Source organism: Lactobacillus sp. UMNPBX4 (genome assembly GCF_002554115.1).
Taxonomy (GTDB): Bacteria; Bacillota; Bacilli; order Lactobacillales; family Lactobacillaceae; genus Lactobacillus; species Lactobacillus gallinarum.
Genome location: NZ_PCZF01000015.1, coordinates 1 through 15,529 on the forward strand (window position 1 = coordinate 1; position 15,529 = coordinate 15,529).

The following is a 15,529-nucleotide window of genomic DNA, read 5'->3' on the forward strand; positions in this document are numbered from 1 at the left end:
ATTCGATCTCTAAAAAAGCACCCTTAATTGTCAATGTCTTAACTTAATGACATTGCAAATTAAGAGTGAAGCCTTTTTTATGATTACTAATTAAGCATTAGCAGACATATAGTCATAAAGTTGATTAATTTCTTCGTTGGTGAATTCCCCATCACCAGTTTTCATTGCATGCACCTTTTCAACAGATAGGTGACTAGCAAAAGCTAAATCAGTATCATTAACATGGTGTTTAACTTGAAAATCAATAATTGCGTTCGATAATTCTTCTTGTTGCTCATTCATAATAATCTCTCCTTACACTTTAATTTTAATCAAATTATATACAAAATAAAACTTTTAAATAATTAAAATGTTTTCCACTGAGTAAATGGCCAGTAGCGGAAGACAACTTTCCCAATAAGTGCACTCCGTTTAACAAAGCCAAAGTAACGAGAATCTTTAGAAACATCTCTATGATCACCCATGACGAAGTAGTGATTCTTAGGTACTTTTTCTTTTAATGTGAAATTGTTAGTATATAGTTCTCCTAAACGATGAGCTTGCTTTTCATACTTGTTATTCAAATATGGTTCAGCGATTTGCTTATCGTTAATGTAAAGCTTATCATTTTTTGAAGTAACCATATCGCCAGGTGTGCCAATTACACGCTTGATATATAAAGCGCCTTTTTGATCAGGAGCTTTTAAAATCACAATATCATTGCGCTTAGGCGTAAAATGACGAACGGCAATTAAACGATCACCATTTTCAAATGTTGGCTGCATTGAGGGGCCAGAAACTGTTTCATTTGAAAGGAAAAAGCTAAATACAAAATAGTAAATCCCCATCAAAATCGCAAACATAATGATTATATCGAGAACAAAATGACCTATGCTTTCTTCGTCTTCATTTTTCTTCTTAGTTTTTTCTCCCATAAACAATCTCCTTTTATTTGCTATTTTTATTATAACTGATTTCTATGACTTTGAATGGTAAAATCATTAGGTAAGGTAGGAAGATATGACGAATTATTTGCACAAATTAACTATGTTAGATGATGAAATTAATCATCCTCTGATACATGGTCAAGTAGAAGAAATAAAACAAATTGATCATTACGTTGGTAATGGTAAGCCGTTAAAAGCCGCACCAGATAAATTGGGATTATTACCAGATCAATTTGAAGATGTTTTAAAAGAAATCGGAAATAATCAAAAAAGAAAATTAACCGATATTAATAACTTATTTAATAATTTTCGGCAATACTTATCTTTGAAATATGGCATTTGGTCAATAGCCAATTTAAAAACGGCAGCTTTGATAAAAGATAAGATGCAGATTGATACTGCTTTGGAAATTATGGCTGGCAATGCTTATTGGTCAAGTACACTAGCAAATGTTGGAATTCAAACAATAAGTACGGATTCCTTAGAATGGGCTAAGACTTCATCAACAGGTGCGAAGCCATTTCATCCAGTTATTAATTTAGAAGCAGCGCAAGCAATAAAAAAGTATTCCGATGTGGATTTGATTCTTTGCTCTTGGTCACCCAATTTCGGTCAAAGTGATCTTGCGGCAATTGATGCATGGCAAAAATATAGTAATGCAAAGCATTTTATCTTCATTGGTGAAGAAAATGGGGCAACTAATTCGCCAGAATTCTGGCAACGTAATTGGTTTAAACATACAGCAGCTTTGAATGAAATTAATAGTTCATTTCAAAGTTTTGATTTTATTGATGAACGGATATTTGAGATAGATAATGAATTTTAAAAGAATTTTTTTACTTTTAGTACCGTTAATTATGTTTTTGGGAATAGGCACTATGATTTCTAATATTCAATCTGATTATGCAGATGAAGTATTAGAAGCCCATGGGCTGACTAACAATACACGCTATTTTAGAACAGATAGCGATGAAAGCATTAGTTCTTTTTTACGTTACCTAAATAAGAACTATAAAAATCATCAGATTCAATTACACTTCGATAGTAATTATGAAAAAAAGCAGGTCTTAGTCTGGAGTAATCATGTGGTAAAAAGTTTGCCGACAGAAACAGGACGCTATTTTTCTCCAGATGATTTTGAAGGGAAAGTCTCATTTGCTGTATTAGGTCCTACCGCTAAGATCAATGTTTTAGAAGCACAAAATAATAAATATGTTGTTTTAGGACGAAATTATTATTCTGTAATTGGCACGTTTAAAAATTATCCTCAAGTTGAAATGGATAAATATTATCTGAGCACAGGAGTAAATCAGCCTACAGCACGAGATCAGTTAAGAAATTATAGGATAGTGATTGATAGTACTCCGTATGTAATTAGTAAGATAGCTAAACATTATCACGCTAAGCTTCATATTCCTTCATTTGTACAGGAACATCACCGTGACCGCTTGTCAGTATTGCCTAATATTTTAATGTTAATAACTTGCATGATACTAGGTGTGGTAACTAATATAGTACTTGCAATTTTAATGATGCGACAAGCTAAATTAACACACCTTCATGGCGATTTATTCCGCAATTGGGTAATTAATCGTAGTGCTCGTACTTTAATGGTAGAAGGCGTTTGTGGACTTTTAGCATATATCTTTTTAAGATGGCATGCATTTTATTCAGTGGCTAGTGTGTTGAGCATAGTTTTACTTGTGGCATGGCTAATGAATGTAGTGGCATTTTGTATCACGTTATATCACTTAATAAGAAAGGATAAAAAAGTTGTTAAAGCTACCCGTTGAATTTAAAGAAAAATACGAAAAATTATTAGGCGATAAAGAAGCGACAGCACTTTTTACGGCAATGAATGAAGAAAGCAAAAAAGCTTTTAGAATTAATACGTTAAAGAATCCGATCAAATTATCTTATGACTTAAATAAACCAATTCCTGATCTTAGGGATGCATATTATGGCGAAATAAGCGGTGAAGATCCTGAATGGGTAAGTGGATACGTTTATTCGCAAGATCCTGCTGCGATGTTTCCTGCTGCGTTGAGCGGTGTTAAGCCTGGAGACAGGGTATTAGATCTTTGTGCTGCTCCTGGTGGGAAAACAACTGAATTAGGAGAGCAGCTAGAAAACGAAGGACTGTTAGTTGCTAATGAAATCTCAGGTACTAGAGCTAAAGCCTTGAGAGAAAATATTGAGCGTTGGGGAATAAGCAATGCACTGATTACTAATGAAAGTCCAGAAGCATTATCACCAGTTTTTCCAGGATTTTTTGACGTAATTTTAGTTGATGCTCCATGTAGTGGGGAAGGGATGTTTAGAAAGAATCCTGAAGCAATTGATTATTGGTCTCAAGATTATGTTTTGACATGTCAAAGAAGACAAAAAGATATCTTGAACGAAGCAGTTAAGATGCTCAAGCCAAATGGACGCTTGATCTATTCGACTTGTACGTTTGCTCCAGAAGAAGATGAACAAATTGTTAGCTGGTTAGTTAATGAACACGATTTTAGTATTTTAGATACTGGAATCAAAGATGAAAGAATAAGTCTAGGTCATCCTGAGTGGAGTGATAATAATCCAGAATTAACCAAAACGCTTAGATTTTGGCCACAAGATGGAGTCGGTGAAGGTCAGTTTGCTGCTGTATTGCAGAAAAATGGTGGCAATGTAGAAGTTGTAACCAAAAAGAGTAAAAAGAAAAAGCAAAAAAAGAATCCATTGCGTTTGACTAAGAACGAGCAAGAACTAGTTGCAGAGGTGATTAATCAATTTAATTTGCCTACTAGTTTGAGTGATTGGTCTAAAAAAACAATGGTTAGAAATGATCATGTCTTTATTCCTGCGATTGTTTTACCTGAAAGGACTAAGCTGCACATTGTTAATAATGGTGTCGAATTAGGAATTCTAAAGAAAAAGAGATTCGAACCGGGTCATCAACTTGCAGAAGTATTAGGTCAATTGGAGCAGACATGTGTAGTTGATTTGGCAACCTTGGATGATTACCAAAAGTACTTACATGGAGAAACGATTAAGGTCCAAAGTGATTTGCGTGGTTTTGTGCTGGTTAGTTATAGTCAAATGATTTTTAGTTTTGGCAAAATTACTGGTAATGGAATTTTGAAAAATTTCTATCCTAAAGGACTTAGAAAATAATCGCGGCAGTTGCGGCTATAAAAGAAATTTTTCGACTGTTTCTCAATCTTCGGCTTGGACCGTAAGAAAAAGAACTAAATAAATATTAAAAGGATTAAGCATTAGATCCGGGGATCAGGAATGCTTAATCCTTTTTCTTTTCTACAATAAAAATAAAAGTAAGAAAGATATAGAGGCCAAAATAATAAAAATTATGTAAAATAAAAGCACTAGATTGTCTAGTGCCTTTTTGATATTAAATTAATTGATCTATTTGGTTCTTTAGTTGTAGATCATAGTATTTTTTTATTTGGGATAGGGATGCCAAATCGTTTTTACCATAAATCGCAATTAAAGCAGCTAATTCATCTTTCCAATCGCTGATTAAGGTTTGAAGTCCCTCAAAACCATTCTTGTTGAATTCTTGCAAGAATTCATTAGAAATACCAACAAATTGTCCACCTAAAGCTAGCCCTTTTAAAATATCTAGCGGGTTACATACACCACCTGAAACAATAAAATTAACGTTTTCTTTTTGTGCCATTAAGGCTGAAACAACAGTAGGTAATCCGATGTCTTCTAGATAAGAAACATCCCGTGAATTACGTGCATTTTCAATTTGAGCGAAATTTGTTCCCCCAGCACCTGCAATGTCAAAGTACTTAATGCCATTTTCTTTAAGCAGGTGAATGCTGCTTTGATCAAGACCAAATCCTACTTCCTTAATAATCACGGGGATGGAAATTTGATCGAGGATATTCTTGATTTTATCGAGCCAAATAAAGTCACGATCACCTTCTGGCATTGCAATTTCTTGGACTGTATTAAGGTGAATCTGTAATGCATCAGCTTGCAATTCATTTATTGTTTGTTTAATCGCACTAATGGGAGTTTCTGGATTAACATTGACAATTAAAACGCCATTTGGATCTTCATTGCGAGCAACATAAAAACTTTCTAATTGATCCTTTTCCTTAGCTAAAATGCTAGCAGAACCAAGAGCTAGAGCAATCTTTTCTTGATGTGCGATCTTTCCCAGAGCCTGATTAATTATTAAGGATTGCTTTGATCCACCTGTCATTGCATTGATAAAAAAAGGAGCAGAAACGCTTTTATTAAACATTTCTGTTGCCAAAACAGATTGATCAACCTTACTTTCTGGTAGAGCAGGGCGTAACAGATGCATTTGATCAAAACTATTATATTTTTCTTTATTAAAAAACATCTGAGCTAATTTCAGATGTTCTTCTTTTCTTTCAGATCTAATTGACATATTTTTCTCCAATTAGTGAGCAAGGCTAATTTGGTGAACTCTAAAGTTCAAAGGCAGAATACCATTACGACGCCATTCATTCTCTAAGGCATCAACGTCAGTATCTGAATCAGTGATTACAATTCCGCAATCACCATTACCAGCCCCAGAAGTTTTTGCGGCACCACCAAAGTCTTCAGCAATTTTGATTAATTGAGTCAAACGTGGAATTTCAATGGCAATTTGGTTAATTTTAGCAAAATGTTGTAATAAATGACGATTAACACGAATTTGCTTCTTTATTAATGGAATATCATTTGCCTCAAAGCCGGCAATCATCTTTAATACGCATTCTCTAGAAGCAGCTAAGAAGTTTTTGTATTCCATATTTAAAGCTGCCTTATTAGCGTTGGTTTCATCAACTAAACGAGAAGTTGATGCTGGCTTTTGACTCCAACCAATCATTAATTTCATATCGTGAGGTGGGGTTAGCAACTCAATCTTAAGTCCTGGCCAAGCTTCATTTACGACTTTTGATAAGGTTTTATTAGCTAATTCATATTGTAGCCATTTTTTATCAAAAGTTTGGTAGGCTAGCCAACCACCATAAACACTAGCTGCAATGTCACCAGCAGAACCATTACCTTGGACAGAATAATGGGAAATGGCAGATAATTTATATACTAGTTCATTGCTCATTTTGACACCATAGAAGTGTAAAATAGCTTTAACCGTAGCTACAGTGACAGCGGCACTTGAACCTAAACCATACTTTTTACCATCAGCAGAATCTAGATCTGAATTAACATGCAGATCGTAGACTTTCATCTTAATGTTTTGTTCAATACAATATTGTTCTGTGTAAGAAATTGCAGATAAAATGTATTCAAATGGGTTATCACGATTATCGATTACCATCTTAGAACCTTGACGGATCCAGTGAATAGAATCTTGTGAATATTGTTTAGAGTGGATTAAGCCCGTAGAAGTCTTGCTTTTAGTAATTGAAACACGTACAAATTGATTTACGGCAACTAAAACAGCAGGACAGTTTTGTTCTAAAACGGCGTATTCTCCAGCGATATATAATTTTCCGGGTGCTTTTTCTGTTATCAAAAGAATTAAATCCTCGAATCTAATTAACTTTCTATTACAACGATTAATCCAAGTAGGTAATACCAGGACCAAAATTTGCAATCACTATATTAACATTATTAAATACTGACTTAAAGCGTTCAACAATTTCTTTGCTATTTCTTAACCGGCAAAGAACTTTAATGTTTGGACCAGCATCTATAGTATAGTAGCATTCAATTCCTTCCTTGCGAAGATCTTCAGCTAATTTAATGGCGCGAATTGTATCTGGTTCAAAGTACGTAAATTCAGGTTGAGCGGTTAAATTGATGGCATGCATTTCATTAGCATTTAATTCTGCTAGTTCACCTAATGCGGTAAAGTCATTATTTTTAATGGCCGTAATCATTTGCTTTAGTTCACTTTCATTGCGTTCAAGCCAAGGCTTAAAGAAAGGAGAAGATTGTGCTTCTTTCATGCCGCTAGTAGAAGAAATCTTCTTTTGCTTAGTGTTTAATTCTACAGCCAAAAGGTGTAGATCCATTTGAGGATGTTCATCTAAAGCATATGCATAAGAACTTTCGTCGGAATCTCCCTTTTGCCAAACCGAGAACCCACCAAAAATAGAGCGACATGCGGAACCAGAACCGATTCGTGCTAAACGTGACAACTCTTTTTTGTCAACTTGGATATTATAGCATTGGCAAAAAGCAGCTGCCAATGCGGCGAAGGCTGAACTAGAAGAGGCGAGTCCAGCAGAGGTTGGAACATGATTAACAGATTTAACGATTAAGTTGTCATGAAAACCAAATTTATTTTGAAGTTTGGCCAAATATGAAAAAACTCGTTGGCTTTGTTTAGAATCTTGCTTTTTTCCATTTAAATAAAAAGCAGGATCATCGTTTGTCTTTTCGATTGTAGTATCGGTATAAAAAGCATCTAGCGTCATTGAGAGACTAGACATTAAGGGAAGTCTTAATTCCGCATTTGCTTTACCCCAATATTTAATTAAAGCGATATTTGTATGAGCACGTACTATTTTTGACATTAAATTTTCTCCACCCAGTAGTTACTAATTAGATCTTGACATTTATCCGCAATGTTTTTGGCGATTTCTTGGTTCTCGCATAGAGCAATAGTAATTCCGCCTAAGCCACCACCAGATAATTTGAAGCCAAGGGCACCATTATCTAGAGCAATTTTTTGTAATTGATCAATTTTGGTAGTTGAAATATTAAAAGAATGCAAAATCGTTTGTGCTTCATTAAAAATATTACCTACAGTTTTGATATCATGATCAATCCAGGCTTTTTTTGTCAGATCAGCTAATTCGCCTAAACGTTTCATATTAACATTTGCCTTTTTTGATTCACTTAAAAGTTGACTTACTTGAGTAACAGCCTTCTTAGTATTGCCTAATTCTCCAGTGTCCATAATTAAAAGTGTAGCACCTAATTCAGCTTGTAAAACTTTGGGTCCCATTTTTTTGTTAAAAAATACTAAGTAGTTGGAATTAACTGTAGCGGCATCAAGACCAGAAGCCTTGCCGTGATTAATCATTTCTGCCTGATTGGTAACTGCCATAATTTCAGATTCAGATAAATTTAAAGAAAAGAATTCGTTTAAAGCCTTTGTAGTACCTAGAGCAACTGTAGCGCTGGAGCCAAATCCTCGTTCCATAGGGATTTCTCCAGTATATGTGATCTTTAATGGCTCATCGTTGTTTGCCTTTTTTTGCATAGCTTTGACAACATACTTCAGACCATCATATTCACTCGGAGCATCATAAAAAGAGCCATGGTAGCGTGCGGTATCCATCCACATTTTAGAATTGTTTTCGACAGTAGTTTTAATATGCAAAGCTTTGATAGGCATCGCTAAAGCATCATAGCCGTAAACAACAGAATGTTCACCAATAATAATTACTTTCCCATGAGCTAAAAAACTAGTTTTCATTTTTTAATCATCCTTAAAATAGATTTAATAAAAGATATCAACCTTGCTATGATAAAATAATAAACAAGGAAGTGCGAACAAATGATCAAAATTTTAACAGGACGACAAACTGACCCATTACAAGAAAAAATTCTGGCCTCAGCAATTGAAAATTATCAAAAGCACCCAGAAAACAAAACTTTTATCATCGTTCCTAATCATATTAAGTTTACCACAGAAGTTAGAGCGATTAATAAACTTGCATCTAAGAAAAAGCAAACGGAGACAGCAGTCAAAAATCTGTACGTGTTATCGTTCTCGCGTTTAGCGTGGTTTTTCTTAAAAGATGCTGAACAGGGATTGCCTACACAATTAGATGATGCTGCTAGTGCGATGTTGCTAACCCATATTATTGAGGAAAAGCAAGACGAGCTGATTATCTTTGAACAGAGTAATTCAGGGATGGTACGTCAACTTTATAATACGATTTTACAAGTGTATGACGGCAATTTGGATTTGGATAACATAGATGAAACTAATTTAGATCAAGAAACTAAAAGTAAAATTCATGATTTACGGATTATTTATAATGCTTTTATTGAGGAAATAGCGGGCAAATTTTCAACTAAAAACGAAGTACAAGTACAGTTGAATGAAATTTTAGCTAAAAATTCTGATTTAAAACATGTTAGTTTTTATTTCTGTGATTTCTCTCATTTTTCTCTGCAGGAAATGTTAACTATTCAAATCTTAATGAGAAAAGCTAAAGATGTAACACTGGCTTTTAAAACGAGACTAGGAAACATCAATCCTAAAGCCGAAGAAGGAGATTATGATTACGTCATTCAACAAACTATCCAGCGATTAGTTTCGTTTTTGCAAGAGAGAGATATGGATTATGTAGCAAATGAATTTCCGATTGCTGCTGAGCCTACTTCACGTGAAATCCTAAACAGCCTTTGGACAGAAACGATTCCTAAAGTTGATGAATTAAATCAAGTACAACTTGTTAAAGCTGATTCTCGGTATGCGGAAGCATATTTTGTTGCGCGAACAATTTATCAACAAGTGGCTCTGAATAATTATCGCTACCGTGATTTTCTAATTTTGGCACCGGATTTGAAAGAATATGAGACATATTTAACGCCAATTTTGCGGCAAAATAATATTCCTTTCTTTAATGATTTGCAGCAGGAAATGAAATATCACCCTCTAGTTGTATTGATTGAAAATCTGTTCAATTTACGTGACTTAAAGGATAGTCCATTTCAGACGCAGAGTATGCTTGCCATATTAAAGACGCATTTGCTCATCCCATCTTGGTATAAAGAAGAAGCTGAGTATATTCATGATGTAGATGAATTAGAAAATTTTGTTTTAGCTCACGGAATTAATCATAATTTGTGGAAAAAACATTTTGCAGATTTTGTAAGTGCAGAAGTTATCAGATTAGACAAAATTGATGAAGAAGTGGTCAAAATTGATCGATTACGTGGTTATTTGGTAGATAAAGTTACAAATTTGTTTACTAAATTAGAGCAAGAAAAGGATAGTCAAAAAGCTCTAACCATATTCTTTGATTTTTTGACTAAGAACGGAATTGCTGAGCGTTTAGAACAATGGCGCGATGATGCGAATGAATCTGGTGATTTGCAACAAGCACAGCAACCTGAACAATTATGGGACTTGCTGATTCAATTATTGAAAGATTATCTGGCAATTAACCCAGAGCAATTTGATTTAGATGAATTTTTTAATATGATGATTAGCGCATTCAAGGAAGCTGCTTTCTCGCAAATCCCTTCAACTCTTGATGCTGTCAACTTATCAGAAATGGGAATGGTTCAAGCCAGTGGGTATAAGCAAGTCTTTATTATTGGTGCGACAAGCGGAAATTTACCTGCAATTGAAAAAAAGCCAGGTTTTTTGACGACAGAAAATTTAAATCAATTGCAAAGTAGTTTTGAATCTGATGCATATTTGGAAGATAATCAGCGACTAAATAATTTAGATCAAAATTATCAGTTTGGCTTGTCTTTAGCCTTAGCGCAGGACAGAGTGTATATTTCTTATCCTGTGTTAAATGCATCAAATGAGAAATTAGATCCGTCAATTTATTATCAGCGTCTACAAAATTATGGTGCGCCTGAATTTAGTCAACATGATCTACCAGAAAAGATGCAGGATCTTTTATCTTTCATAACTAATCCTGATGCGAGCCTAGGTTACTTAGCCTATATGAATTCTAATGCTTCATCTGATGCAATAAATGAACTTCTAAGAATTACACAGAAATATTTACCACAAAAAGTAAAAGTTGTGCTTGACGCAAGCGACTTTGATAATCAGCCTGAAGATATCGGAGAAGATTTAGCAGCGGAACTATATGGTAAGAATTTGTATTCATCAGTTTCACAGTTGGAGACTTTTTATGAAAATTCTTATGAGTATTTCTTGACCTACGGGTTAAAATTACGGCGCCGCTTTGAAAATGAATTTGATGTTATTCAAGCCGGAAATTATTTCCATGAGACATTTGATCGGTTAGTTAAGCGATTGAATGAACAGCATCTTGATTTGGCCGATTTAAGTAGTGTAGAGCTTGAGCAGCAACTTAATCAGGTTAGAGATGTTATCAAGGATGAAAGTAAATATGCTCAATTGATGAATGACCCGTTTAACCAGTATTTATTCCACTGTTTAGATCATACGACTTCCAAGGTAGCTCGAAATTGGCGTAAATCACTAGCTGAAACACCGCTGCGAGCCAAATATTCTGAATTAAGTTTTGGTTTAGATCAAAAAATTAAAGGTATCAGTTTAGATATTCCGGATTTAGCTGGTAATCATCAAGTTAATTTACGCGGGAAAATAGACCGAGTAGATTTAGCTAATTTTGCTAATAAAGATCAAGTTTTAGCGCAAGTGATCGATTACAAATCTTCTGCTAAAAAATTTGATTTAGGGATGTTTTATAACGGTATCGCCCTTCAGATGGTTTCTTACTTGGATGTTTTAACTAATAATAATCATTTCTTTGCGGAAGAGGACAAGCTTTCGCTATTAGGTGCTTTTTATCAAACAGTTACTAGACAGCTAGAAAGGCTAAATAGTAATAAGTTAATTGATAGCAGCTTAAACTTACGTGAAAATGCAATGGATAGTAAGCCTAAGTTGATGTATACGGGCCTAATTAGTAATAATCCGGAAATTTTGTTAGAAGCTGAGCCATTATTAGATGGTAAGCCTAGTCAAGCTTCTCAACTTTATACAGGAGTAGGAACCAAGGCAAAAGGCGGCTTTAAATTGCCAGCAGATCGTAACTTTAGCGAAGAAGAAATTCAGTTGCTATTGGAATATGATGAATATCTTATTAAAGAAGCTTCTAGACAGATTTTATCTGGTCAAATTGAATTAAATCCATATCGTTATGGCAGGAGCAAAAATGCTCTAACATATTCAGACTTTAAAGATATTTTCTTCTTTGACGCCATGCTTAGACATAATCAATATCACGAGATTAGCAACATGAGTAAGAAAGATTTGTTAGCTAAAATTAAGGAAAAACTAGGAAAGAAGGATTAGTTTTGCCACAATTTACAAAAGAACAAGAAAAAGCAATTAATGATCAAGGGCATGATATTTTAGTTTCCGCATCTGCCGGTAGTGGTAAAACTACTGTTTTAGTTGAGCGTGTTTTAAAAGAAATTTTAGCAGGTACGCGAGTAGATGAATTATTAGTTGTGACTTTTACCAAAGCCGCAGCCGAAGAAATGAAGATCAGAATTAAAGCCGCTTTAACTAAAGAATTAGCCAAACCTGGAGTTAATCATAGATATTTGCGTGAGCAGTTAAATCAGGTAGATACCGCTAATATTTCAACTATTGATGCATTTTGTTTGGATGTAATTCATCGCTTTTATTATTCAATTGAGTTAGATCCTAGTTTTACGATCTTAACTGATGATACGCAAGCTGCCTTGTTGAAAGAACGTGCTTTGCGTGAGATCGAAGGGGAAATGTTAACCAATAAGGATCAAGCTTTTAGACATTTCTATGATAATTTCGCTGGTGATCGGGATGCAGATAGTCCTCGTGATTTGCTATTAGATTTATACAATTTTGCTATGGCAAAACCAGAATATCGCGCTTGGCTTAAACAATTGCCACAGATTTATGATATTGAAGACAGCGTTGTGGAATCAAAGATTTGGCAAAAACAAATTAAGCCGTATATTGTGGCTAAATTCTCGGAATTACAGGACAAGATAGCATCTTATTTATCACAAGCTGTGATGGAAACTAAGGAATTGGCTAAGGTAAAAGAGTCATTCACGCTGTTTGCACAGAATATAGATAATTTTGTCCAAGCGGTTAAAGAAGATGCTGATTATGATAAGCAGAGGGAGTTATTAAGAAGCTGCGTATTTACAATTAGTTTTCGTAAATCGAAAAAATGGGATGAAGACCTGGTAGAGTTTTATGAAGAAATCCAAGCTTTAAAAGATGAATCGAAGAGTCAGGTATTCGATACCTTTACTTCATTTTTTGCGGTAGCTGAAAAAGAGCAGATCAAGATTATGCAAGACGGGCAAAAGATTGTCAGTGCTATTTCAGCTGCTGAAATTAAATTAATTGAACGCTTTAATCAGTTAAAACGTAATGAAAATTTGCTTGATTATAGTGATATGGAGCAATTAGCTTATCAAATCTTAAGTCAAGATACGTCTAGTTCCCAAATGGCGCGCGATTTTTATCAAAATAAGTTTAAGGAAATTCTGATTGATGAATATCAGGATATTAATGCTCTGCAGGAAAGAATTATTCAGCAAATTAAAAATGAGGAAAAGAACACTCTTTTCATGGTGGGGGATGTAAAACAGTCAATTTATGGATTTAGACAAGCTGAACCAAGTCTGTTTTTACAAAAATATCATCAATTTGCCCAAGAACAGAATGAACATGAAGAACGGATTTTGTTGTCAGATAATTTTAGATCAACCGAGCCAGTAACAGAAACAGTTAACCTAGTGTTTAAGAGCATTTTAAGTACTAATTTTGGTGGGATTGATTATCAAAAAGAAGGGCAGCTAGTTTTTGGGGCGAAATATTATCCCAAATCACTGCCTCAAGCAAGTGAAGTGATTATTCATGAAAAGAAAAACGGCACTAATAAAGATGAAAGTGAGATAGACTTTTCTGAAATTCAAATGGTACTTGCTCGGATTAAGCAGTTAGAAGAAGAACACGTTCAGGTTTTTGACAGTAATACTGGTAAAATGCGAGATATGCAATATAGTGATATTGCTATTTTAACTAGAAGTCGTAGTGATAATCTGGAAATTATGCAAGAATTTGCTAAGCAAGATATTCCATTATTTGTTACTGATGCAGAAAACTATTTTCAAACTTTTGAATTAACTGTCATGATGAATTATTTAAAAATAATTGATAATCCTGATCAGGATATTCCATTAGTAACAGTATTACGTTCTCCACTGTTCAATTTTGATGAAAAAGAGCTAGCCAGAATTAGAATTAAGAGTAAAAATAGCAACTTTTATAGTGCACTTACTTCATATGTAGGTACTAACGATGAGTTAAGTAAAAAGTGTAAAAACTTTTTAAATCAGTTAGCAGAATTGCGTAGTTTTGCCACTACCCATAGAATATCGGAATTAATTTGGAGCATATATGAGCGTACTAATTTATTAGAGATAATGACGGCATTGCCTAATGGTGAGCAGCGGCGAGTTAACTTAGAAGCACTATATGAAAGAGCTTCTTCATATGAAAGTGCAGGCTTTAAAGGACTATATCAATTTATTAACTTCATTGATCGAATGAGACGTAGTCAAAAAGATTTAGCACAGCCACTTTTAACTAAAGAAGCTGGTAATGCTGTTAGATTAATGACGATTCATGGTTCTAAGGGATTAGAGTTTCCAATTGTTTTCTATGTAGGGATGCAGCACCATTATCAGATGCGCGATTTAAATGGTAATTATATTATTAACTCTGATAGTATGGGGATTACCTTAAGAGAAAAGCATTATCGTGTAGACTCACTAGTTAAGGCAATGGGGAACATTATTAAAAAACAGCAATTGCTTGAAGAAGAAGCACGTATTCTTTATGTGGCTTTAACTAGAGCAAAGCAAAAATTGATTTTGGTAGGTGATGTTCCTAGCTTTAACAAAAAGGTAAAAGAATGGTCGACGGAATTGAATCACGCTGGTCAACTGCCATTAATTAATAAATTATCAGCTACTAGTCCTTTAAGTTTTATCGGACCTTCATTAAGATTTGATCGACATGTGGCTATTAAATTGAGTGATGTTACTAAGTCAATCGATCAAAGTCAAAAGATCTTGTTTATTGATTATCAGGATGAAGATATTAAATTTACTGAAAAAGAAGAAACTGATAATAAGCAGCAGGAAAATACAAGTAAGCTTAATTTGCTAACGCAGACAGTCAACCAGCTTTATCAATTTGATTATCCTTTCAAAGATGCAAGTGAAACTACGGCTTATCAAGCGGTTTCTGAAATCAAAAAAGCATTTAATGATCCAATAGATGCTGAATTAGAGAATTCACATTTATTAACTTCTACTAATCGTTATTTGCAACCAATTGATACCAAGCCTAATTTTTTGTATCAAACAAAATTTACAGGAGCAGAAATCGGTACGGCTACTCACTTAATCCTGCAGTATTATGATTACACGAATGATAGTGCAGATAATTTAGATCAAGAGATAGAAACGTTGATTGAACAAAAGAAATTGAATCCAGATATTGTTTCGAGCTTAAAGAAGGACCAAATTGACTGGTTTGTTCATAGTGATTTTGCCAAAGCTTTTTGGAAAGAGCCAGATAATTTAAAGCGAGAAGTTGATTTTTCTAGTTTGCTTTCAGCTAGAACTTTATTTAAGGATTTTAGTGATCCAGATGCTGAAATTTTGGTTCATGGTACAATTGATGGTTATTTTGTAGCAAAGAATGGTATCATTTTGTTTGATTACAAAACTGATCATGTGAATAAATCTAATATTGATAAATCAATTGAATTAATTAAAGAAAAATATACTGGTCAGCTTCGTTTGTATGAACAAGCGTTAAATGAATTTAGTGAAAAGAAAGTTATTGGCAAATATTTAATTCTGCTTGATGCAAAACAAGTAGTTGAGGTTAAGTAGTTAGA

11 protein-coding genes are annotated in these 15,529 nt (G+C 34.2%); 5 read left to right on the top strand and 6 right to left on the bottom strand.

Going from position 1 to position 15,529, the window contains the following annotated elements; translation table 11 throughout:
- Positions 1-90 precede the first annotated feature (90 nt).
- Positions 91-282: an LBP_cg2779 family protein gene (locus CP355_RS04315; protein ID WP_003627439.1), complete on the bottom strand. Its 192-nt coding sequence runs from the start codon at positions 280-282 to the stop codon at positions 91-93.
- Between the two features lie 62 nt (positions 283-344).
- Entirely contained in the window at positions 345-914 is a 570-nt protein-coding gene (lepB, locus tag CP355_RS04320; protein ID WP_087176069.1) for a signal peptidase I, read from the bottom strand.
- A gap of 85 nt (positions 915-999) precedes the next feature.
- Between lepB and CP355_RS04325 the strand changes: the two genes are divergently transcribed.
- From CP355_RS04325 to CP355_RS04335, 3 genes are read left to right on the top strand one after another with little or no spacing between them, the layout of a single operon-like run.
- On the top strand, positions 1,000-1,752 hold the full coding sequence (locus CP355_RS04325; RefSeq protein WP_098043966.1) for an SAM-dependent methyltransferase: 753 nt from the start codon (positions 1,000-1,002) through the stop codon (positions 1,750-1,752).
- On the top strand, positions 1,742-2,719 hold the full coding sequence (locus tag CP355_RS04330; RefSeq protein WP_098043967.1) for an ABC transporter permease: 978 nt from the start codon (positions 1,742-1,744) through the stop codon (positions 2,717-2,719). Before CP355_RS04325 ends, CP355_RS04330 begins: the two co-directional genes overlap by 11 nt.
- A complete protein-coding gene (locus CP355_RS04335; RefSeq protein ID WP_098043968.1) occupies positions 2,700-4,082 on the top strand; it encodes an RsmB/NOP family class I SAM-dependent RNA methyltransferase in 1,383 nt (460 codons plus the stop codon). The genes CP355_RS04330 and CP355_RS04335 overlap by 20 nt, the downstream gene beginning before the upstream one ends.
- 235 nt (positions 4,083-4,317) lie before the next feature.
- Here CP355_RS04335 and fni read toward each other — a convergent pair whose 3' ends face one another.
- Genes fni through mvk form a run of 4 tightly spaced genes read right to left on the bottom strand, consistent with a single transcriptional unit; the run spans position 4,318 to position 8,343 of the window.
- Positions 4,318-5,334 (bottom strand): type 2 isopentenyl-diphosphate Delta-isomerase, encoded by a 1,017-nt coding sequence (gene fni / locus CP355_RS04340; protein WP_098043969.1) that lies wholly within the window; start codon positions 5,332-5,334, stop codon positions 4,318-4,320.
- 12 nt (positions 5,335-5,346) lie between these two features.
- A complete protein-coding gene (locus CP355_RS04345; protein WP_098043970.1) occupies positions 5,347-6,429 on the bottom strand; it encodes a phosphomevalonate kinase in 1,083 nt (360 codons plus the stop codon).
- Between the two features lie 43 nt (positions 6,430-6,472).
- A complete protein-coding gene (gene mvaD, locus CP355_RS04350; RefSeq protein ID WP_025005660.1) occupies positions 6,473-7,435 on the bottom strand; it encodes a diphosphomevalonate decarboxylase in 963 nt (320 codons plus the stop codon).
- On the bottom strand, positions 7,435-8,343 hold the full coding sequence (gene mvk / locus CP355_RS04355) for a mevalonate kinase (protein ID WP_025005661.1): 909 nt from the start codon (positions 8,341-8,343) through the stop codon (positions 7,435-7,437). The genes mvaD and mvk overlap by 1 nt, the downstream gene beginning before the upstream one ends.
- An 81-nt stretch (positions 8,344-8,424) precedes the next feature.
- On the opposite strand from mvk, the gene CP355_RS04360 reads away from it, so the two are divergent.
- Positions 8,425-11,907 carry a PD-(D/E)XK nuclease family protein gene (locus CP355_RS04360; protein ID WP_098043971.1) on the top strand — a complete coding sequence of 1,161 codons (3,483 nt, stop codon included), beginning with the start codon at positions 8,425-8,427 and terminating at the stop codon, positions 11,905-11,907.
- A gap of 2 nt (positions 11,908-11,909) precedes the next feature.
- Positions 11,910-15,524 carry a helicase-exonuclease AddAB subunit AddA gene (addA, locus tag CP355_RS04365; protein ID WP_098043972.1) on the top strand — a complete coding sequence of 1,205 codons (3,615 nt, stop codon included), beginning with the start codon at positions 11,910-11,912 and terminating at the stop codon, positions 15,522-15,524.
- Positions 15,525-15,529 lie beyond the last annotated feature (5 nt).